10 protein-coding genes and 2 pseudogenes are annotated in these 7,103 nt (G+C 55.8%); 10 read left to right on the forward strand and 2 right to left on the reverse strand.

Going from position 1 to position 7,103, the window contains the following annotated elements:
- The coding region (locus tag CBG25_RS05140; protein WP_290605026.1) for a transposase at window positions 1-503 on the reverse strand (503 nt) is incomplete at its 3' end.
- A 44-nt stretch (window positions 504-547) separates the two neighbouring features.
- Here CBG25_RS05140 and CBG25_RS05145 point away from each other — a divergent pair.
- The 8 genes and pseudogenes from CBG25_RS05145 (at window position 548) to CBG25_RS05180 (ending at window position 5,504) form a co-directional block, all read left to right on the forward strand.
- Window positions 548-1,159 carry a hypothetical protein gene (locus CBG25_RS05145; protein ID WP_290605028.1) on the forward strand — a complete coding sequence of 204 codons (612 nt, stop codon included), beginning with the start codon at window positions 548-550 and terminating at the stop codon, window positions 1,157-1,159.
- A complete protein-coding gene (locus CBG25_RS05150) occupies window positions 1,156-1,479 on the forward strand; it encodes a hypothetical protein (protein WP_290605030.1) in 324 nt (107 codons plus the stop codon). The genes CBG25_RS05145 and CBG25_RS05150 overlap by 4 nt, the downstream gene beginning before the upstream one ends.
- Window positions 1,472-1,783: a hypothetical protein gene (locus CBG25_RS05155; RefSeq protein ID WP_290605032.1), complete on the forward strand. Its 312-nt coding sequence runs from the start codon at window positions 1,472-1,474 to the stop codon at window positions 1,781-1,783. Before CBG25_RS05150 ends, CBG25_RS05155 begins: the two co-directional genes overlap by 8 nt.
- A gap of 2 nt (window positions 1,784-1,785) precedes the next feature.
- Entirely contained in the window at window positions 1,786-2,337 is a 552-nt protein-coding gene (locus CBG25_RS05160; protein ID WP_290605034.1) for a DUF3486 family protein, read from the forward strand.
- Window positions 2,334-3,650, forward strand: a complete 1,317-nt coding sequence (locus CBG25_RS05165) for a terminase family protein (RefSeq protein ID WP_290605036.1) — start codon at window positions 2,334-2,336, stop codon at window positions 3,648-3,650. Before CBG25_RS05160 ends, CBG25_RS05165 begins: the two co-directional genes overlap by 4 nt.
- Complete coding sequence (locus tag CBG25_RS05170) at window positions 3,650-4,375, forward strand: DUF935 family protein (RefSeq protein WP_290605038.1); 726 nt, start codon at window positions 3,650-3,652, stop codon at window positions 4,373-4,375. Before CBG25_RS05165 ends, CBG25_RS05170 begins: the two co-directional genes overlap by 1 nt.
- Window positions 4,363-5,052, forward strand: a pseudogene (locus CBG25_RS05175) (phage minor head protein); the annotation flags it as partial. The gene CBG25_RS05170 and the pseudogene CBG25_RS05175, both read left to right, overlap by 13 nt.
- Entirely contained in the window at window positions 5,049-5,504 is a 456-nt protein-coding gene (locus CBG25_RS05180; protein WP_290605040.1) for a phage virion morphogenesis protein, read from the forward strand. The pseudogene CBG25_RS05175 and the gene CBG25_RS05180, both read left to right, overlap by 4 nt.
- A gap of 24 nt (window positions 5,505-5,528) precedes the next feature.
- Here CBG25_RS05180 and CBG25_RS05185 read toward each other — a convergent pair whose 3' ends face one another.
- Window positions 5,529-5,699, reverse strand: a complete 171-nt coding sequence (locus CBG25_RS05185; protein ID WP_290605042.1) for a hypothetical protein — start codon at window positions 5,697-5,699, stop codon at window positions 5,529-5,531.
- A 32-nt stretch (window positions 5,700-5,731) separates the two neighbouring features.
- On the opposite strand from CBG25_RS05185, the gene CBG25_RS05190 reads away from it, so the two are divergent.
- Window positions 5,732-6,808 carry a peptidase gene (locus tag CBG25_RS05190; RefSeq protein ID WP_290605043.1) on the forward strand — a complete coding sequence of 359 codons (1,077 nt, stop codon included), beginning with the start codon at window positions 5,732-5,734 and terminating at the stop codon, window positions 6,806-6,808.
- Window positions 6,801-7,103, forward strand: a pseudogene (locus CBG25_RS05195) (hypothetical protein); the annotation flags it as partial. The gene CBG25_RS05190 and the pseudogene CBG25_RS05195, both read left to right, overlap by 8 nt.

A 7,103-nucleotide genomic window follows, 5' to 3' on the forward strand; every position in this document is an offset into this window, starting at 1 on the left:
CAGGAAACCCCAGATTGGGTACGAAGAAAAACGGATAATGTAAGTTCTTTAAAAAAACTGCCCGTCAGGACAGTCTGATGTTGATAAATGAAACGTCCAAGGCTGGCATGATCAGGTGTCACGCCATTGCTGACAAAAATACATCCCAAATCTAAACGCGCCAGATTTTCAAGTGCTCTGAGCGAACTATGCCCTTTCATGATCCCATAAAGCAAAATTCCCATCATTGAACGAGGAGAATACGGCGCTCTACCTGTTGAAGAATAACAGCGTTCGAAAGGTACCCAGTCTTGTTCATCCAAAATCTCTGTGACAATAAATGCCCTACGTTCACCAATTTGCTTGAGATAATCGCAAAGGGAAACAGAACCCTCCAAGATAGGTAGATTTTGCGCTTTGACAAACTTACGTTTGGTGTGAGATGGCGATTCCAGTTTGCGAGTAAATACGGTCATAAAAGATCTGCGTTTAAAACGAATAAAGCAAATTTTAATCGATAACATGAGCTTTTGCGACAGCCTCTATCTGACCTGGGGAGGCGCATCCTGTGTGGCTTAATCTTTTAACCGGACGGGTTTCCCTGGCGCTGGGCCTGCTATTGTTAGCGGCCAGTCATTTTTACAGCTACCAGCAAGGCCATCAGCGTGGCATAGCGCAACACAACACAGCGCATCAGGCACAACTGAGCGCCTGCCAGCAGGCCAGGCAGCAACTCCTAGCACAGATGCAGGTAAGCCTTACGGCACAACAGGCCGAGCAGCAGCGGCAACTTGCCCAGGCGAGACAGGTCAGTGCCGATTATCGCCAGCAGATGCAGCACTTACAGGTGCGCTACCAACAACTCAAGAGGCAACGCGATGACATTACTACCCACTTTATGGATGATCGGGCGCAGAAGCAGGCTCTACCCACTGGTTTTACTCGTGGCTTCGTGCAGCAGGTCAATGCCGCCTTTGGTCTGTCCGCCGACACCGATAGCCGTGCCCGCCGCGCTCAGTCAACGTCCGGCACCGTTTCCGGTGTTGATCCCCGGCTACGTCTCTCCGGCCTCACACAACGCGAACTGCTCGACTGGCTGTTGGATACCGGCAAACACTGCCAGGCACTTCGTGCGCAGGTGAACAGTCTACTGGATATCGTGGAGCGTGAAACACCATGACACTGGAAGTGGAATTCTGGACGCTGTTTGGCCTGCTCATCAGCTTTATGGGCTTTGTGTTTACTCTGGCCCGCCTGTTTTTAGGGCAAATGGAAAAGCGGCAGGTAGAGCGTTTTCGACGGCTTGAGGCCAGCCTGCAACATCTGAGCACGCTTGAGCGTGAGTTTTTGACGTTTAAGGCGGATTTGCCGGTGCAGTACGTGCGGCGTGAAGATTATGTGCGCGGCCAGACGGTGATAGAAGCCAAGCTGGATGCACTCTACCAAAAACTGGAGACGGTCCAGTACCGTCAGACAATGACAGGAATACACCATGAATGAACTCGAACCCCTTCGCCGTGCCAGCCTGCGCTGGAGCCTGTTACTGGCACTGCATAAAGCCCGGCCTTACAGCACCAGTGAAGTCCTGCTGACGGAGGTGGCGCGGGCTATCTATCCCGATGCGACGCCCCTGGAAGTGCGCCAGGAGCTGGATTATCTGGAGGATAGCGCCCTGCTCACCGTCACCCGTCAGCCTTCAGGGCAATGGTTTGCTGATTTGAATGCCGCCGGGGTGGATTTGGTGGAATACACCACCCCGGATATGCCCGGTATTGCACGACCCGTAAGGTATTGGAGGACATGACCATGCCGCCACGCAGTAAAGTTGAATCCCTGCCAGAAGCAGTGCGCCGCTGGTTAGATCGGGCGCTCAGCGAAAATAATTTTAGTGGCTACCGGATGCTGGAAGCCCTGTTACGTGAAAAGGGTTATCACATTGGTCAGGCCTCCATTGCCCGTTACGGTCAAAAAGTCCAGCAACGTTTTGCCACTATCCGGGCCGCGACGGAAGCGGCGCGGCAACTGACGGAAGGGGCTCCCGATGACCAGGATAAGCGCTCAGAGTCCATCATGGCGCTGGTGCAGACGGAATTACTCAATAGCCTGCTGGATTCACAGGATGTTACCCTGGATGATTTATCGCCGGTTGAACGGGCTGAGCGGTTTGCTCGCATGTCAAAAAATCTGGCACCCATTATTCATGCCAGCGTTAGCCTGAAAAAACTCCAGGGACAGCTTAAAAAAATCAGCGAAGAGATGGCTGCCGTCGAGCAGGAAGCCCAGAAACAAGGTAAGGGACATGTCAGTTTGGACACCCTGAAGCGGGTGCGTGAAGAAATTTACGGGATTATCGCATGAGCAAAAACGTTGAACTCTACCCGTATCAGCAACGCTGGCTGCTGGATCCCGCGCGTTTCAAAATTGGTTGCTTTGCTCGCCAGACCGGCAAGACCTTTACCACCACGCTGGAAATTGTCGATGACTGTTTTGTCGTGGAAGCGATGGGTGGGGTGGCGCGTTGGGTGATTTTATCGCGCGGTGAGCGCCAGGCCAAGGAAGCGATGGAAGAAGGGGTAAAAAAGCATTGTCAAGCCTACGGCCTGGCTATCCGTGAAATCGAAGGCAGCGTAAAAGGCCCGGGCAGCGAACGTTACACGATGCTAGAAGCAGTGTTGCCCGGCGGCTCACGCATTACTGCACTCCCGGCTAACCCCGATACGGCGCGCGGCTTTGCGGCTAACGTGTTTCTCGATGAGTTTGCCTTTCATGCCGACAGCCGCAAAATCTGGTCGGCGCTGTTTCCGGTGATATCGAACGGCTACAAGCTGCGCGTCACCTCTACCCCCAATGGCAAAGGTAACAAGTTTTATGAACTGATGACCGACCCGTCACTGGACAGCGTCTGGTCGCGCCATGTGGTCGATATTCACCAGGCGGTGAAAGAGGGCTTGCCCCGCGATGTTACTGCTCTCAAACAGGCGCTTAATGATAACGACGCCTGGTCACAGGAATTTGAACTGCAGTGGCTGGATGAAGTCTCTGCCTGGCTCTCCTATGACCTGATTGATGGCGTTGAACACCCGCAGGCGGGCAAGCCTGAGCACTATCAGGGTGGTCCCTGTTTTGTTGGGGTCGATATCGGTCTGCGCCACGACCTGTTTGTGATTTGGGTGATTGAACAGGTCGGCGATGTGTATTGGACGCGCGACATCATTACCCGCAAACGCGCCCCGTTTGCCGAGCAGGATGCACTGCTCGATGCGGTCTTTGCCCACTACCGGGTGCTGCGCTGCTGCATGGACCAGACTGGCATGGGGGAGAAGCCGGTGGAAGATGCGAAGCGCCGTCATGGCAGCACCCGTGTTGAAGGGGTCTTATTCACACCGCCCAACAAGCTGACGCTGGCCACCCGCGGTAAAGAGGTGTTTGAAGACCGCCGCTTGCGACTGCCACAGGGTGATGGGGCACTGCGGGCTGATTTGCATAAACTGAAAAAAGTAATGAGTCCGACCGGGGCACCGCGTTTTGTCGCCGACAGTGACGCTGCAGGTCATGCTGACCGTGCCTGGGCGCTGTTTTTAGCGCTTAACGCCGCTGACCAGCCGCAGGGTCCGGTGCGGGCTTACTCCTGTTGCCCGCGTCAGGCTTCGTCATTGTTGGAGGGATATTGATGATTATCGATAAAAAAGCGTTATTCAGTGACATCGCCACCCGGGCGCGCAGTCCCGCGGGCCTGGGTCAGCTGTTTGGCCATTTACCCAATCCCGACCCGATATTGCGCGCGCGGGGTCAGGCGATTGGCGTTTACCGCCAGTTGCGCGCTGAACCCCTGGTCGGCAGAAGTATCCGGCGGCGTAAATCGGCGGTCAAATGCCTGGAGCGCGGACTGGAGGCGGGACAAGCGCCCGCGCAGGTGGTGCGCTTTATTGAACAGACCCTGGCACAGTGGGACATGAACCGTATCATCGGCGAGCTGCTGGATGCGGCCTTTTTTGGCTATCAACCCGCCGAACTGACCTGGGTCAAAGACGGGCGGCATTTGGTGGTGACCGATGTGGTGGGCAAGCCGCCGGAGTGGTTTACCTTTGATACCGAGAATCGCCTGCGCTTTCAGGCCCAGCAGTCGGGACTCGCGGGTGAGTTATTGCCCCCACGCAAATTTGTGGTGGCGACGCAAGACGCTACCTTTGATAACCCTTATGGCTTTGCTGACCTGTCGCTGTGCTTCTGGCCGGTGACGTTCAAGAAAGCGGGCTGGTCGTTCTGGATGCGCTTTAGTGAGAAATACGGCCCCCCTGGGTGGTTGGGCGTCATCCGCGCAGCCAGGACCAGGCGCATATCGCACCGCTGCTGCACTCACTCGAGCAGATGGTGCAGGATGCGGTGGCCAAGGTGACGCGACTGGATATTCTGCAGGACATTTATCAGGCGCTGGACACCTCGCTGGTTGAGGGGCAAACCGGGCAATGGTTTGCCAAGGAATTAACCCCGGTACTGCAGGCCAAGGGATGGTGGGGGCAACAGGAGACCACTGACCCGGTCAGCGGTGAGCCGGTCACTGTACAACTGGGGAGTCCGCAGCGCCTTGAGACGATTTACCGCACCAATCTCACTACCCTCTACAACGCCGGGCGCTGGGCAGAAATGCGGGAGAATGTCGCGGCGCGCCCCTACTGGATGTATGTGGCGATACGCGATAATCGCACCCGCAAAAGCCACCTGGCGCTGCATGGCCGGGTATTTCATGCCGATGACCCGCTATGGCGCGCGCTCTACCCGCCCAATGGCTGGCGCTGTCGCTGTAGCGTCATTGCCCTGTCTGCGCGTGACGTGAAGGCGCGCGGACTCACCGTGGAAACGTCCGGCGACCGCCTGCGCTGGTCGTTGCAAGTGGTCTCGCGCAAAACCGGCGAAATGCAGCCGGTGGCCCAGCTGACACTCAACAATCATACGGTGTTTTCCCCGGATATCGGCTGGTCGTATAACCCCGGTGAAGGGTATCGACCGGACTTAACCCGCTATCAGGGGCCGTTACACGCCGTCGCTATCAAAGCACTCGGGGGCACTCAATGAAACCCACTCTCCTGTCGGTTGAGATAACCGATAACGACCTGAAACAGGCCCTGAAGCAACTGGAGAACGCCGCTTACGACCTGACGCCACTGATGCGCAGCTGGTCTGAAACGCTGAAAACGGCGACCGACCTTAATTTTGAAGAACAGGGACGGCCACGCTGGCAACCGTCGGTCGCGGCACTCGCCCGCCAGGGTATGACGCTCTCCCGGGACGGGCATTTACGCCGCAGCGTGACATCGGAATATGATGCGCATCAGGCACTGGTCGGCACCAATCGCGTTTATGCCCGCATTCATCAACGGGGCGGTAAGGCTGGAAGGGGTAACTCGGTGACACTCCCCCCGCGTCCGTATCTGCCGGTCTCCGAAGCGGGACAGTTAGACGCTGAGGTTAAACGCCAGCTGCTCGATGACGTGCTTGATTATCTGCAACAGGCCGCCCAGCGCTAAGCGCTGTCTGAGGCGCTCAGGGGCTTAAATGATACAATGCGATGCCTGAGAGCCTTTCCATCCTTTATAAAGCTTTATAAACCCCTTCCTGACCGCGTTATGCCCGCTCGCAGAAGTGGTATGCGAATGCTGAAAGACAATACGCAAATGAAAAGCTTTAAAGCGCTTTAAAAGTAAAATCAGCCAACCCAACATAGACTATCATCCTGATAGTCTATGGAGGTGCCATGAAACCCCTGCATATTCTCAAGCCAGGCCACTATATTACCGGCTACGGTGACAGAGTGACATTTAGTGAAAACGATTTGCATGTCTGTGCGAATGCCTATGATCCGGCGTTGCATGAAGCCCCAATCGTGATCGGTCATCCGACGACCAATGCACCGGCTTATGGCTGGATCAAACGGCTGTCGGCGCAAGGACGCTCACTGATAGCCGAACCCCAACAACTGGAGCCGACATTTAGCGAATCCGTGCTCAGTGGGCGTTACAAAAAAATCTCAGCCGCCTTTTATGCGCCAGATTCACCCCATAATCCGGTACCCGGTATTTACTATTTGCAACACGTCGGTTTCCTGGGTGCCCAGCCGCCTGCGGTCAAGGGCCTTAAGCCGGTGACCTTTAGTGAAGGCGAAGAAGGGGTCGTCGTGTTGAGTGAAGACATGCAGTGCGATCACGATCCGCTGTTTACCCGTTTACGGGCGTCCCTGAGCCACGCCCTGGGCAACCCGCCAGACACGACCGTCTTAAGCACCCCGACCCAACCCTTTTCTGAGCCGGGGCTTATGACGCCGCCCCCTATAACGGAGAGCCTTACCGTGGAAAAACATGAAGTAGAAAACCAACGGCTGCAAGCCGAGAACGCCGCCTTAAAGCAACAGCTAAGCGCCCATCAGGCCGAAAAGGCCGCTCAGGTCGCTAACCTGGCGCATGAGGTTAATGTGGTGTTTGCCGAAAATCTGATTAATGAAGCGCGCCTGGCCCCTGCTGGACAAGCGGTGGTGGTGGCGTTACTGGATGCCTTGTCGGGCAAAGAGCAGGCGTTGACCTTCAGTGAGGGCAGCAAAACGCAACCACTCGTTGATGCCGTCAAGTCCCTGTTGACCAGCGCTACCCCGTTGGTTGATTTTAGTCAGCGGGCGGTGCCGGGAAGATACAACACGCCACAAAACAGTCTGACCTTTAGTGAGCGCGCATCCGATCCGGATACGCTGCATCAACAGGCCATGGCGCTTAAGGCGCGTGAGTCCATCCCTTACGAAGTGGCGGTGAAGCGCTGCCTGTCAGGAGAGTCCTATGTCTGATTATTTAAAAAGCAAACGGGCAAACGACCCGGTGCTGACCCATATTGCCGCTGAATACCGCAATGCCAGCCTGATTGGGGAAAAGCTGTTTCCTCTCGTCAGGTTAGAAAAAGAAGGCGTCAAGGTGCCGACCTTTGGTAAAGGCCGCTTGGCGCTGTATGAAACCAAACGCGCAGTGGGGGCGGACAGCAATATCCTGTTAAGAGAGAAACAGGCGTTTACCGATATCGTGCTCGATGAGCATGATCTGGCGGTGCCGGTCGATCACCGCGAACAGGCGGAATCGATGTTCAAT

It is taken from the genome of Arsenophonus sp. ENCA (assembly GCF_002287155.1).
GTDB lineage: Bacteria > Pseudomonadota > Gammaproteobacteria > Enterobacterales > Enterobacteriaceae > Arsenophonus > Arsenophonus nilaparvatae.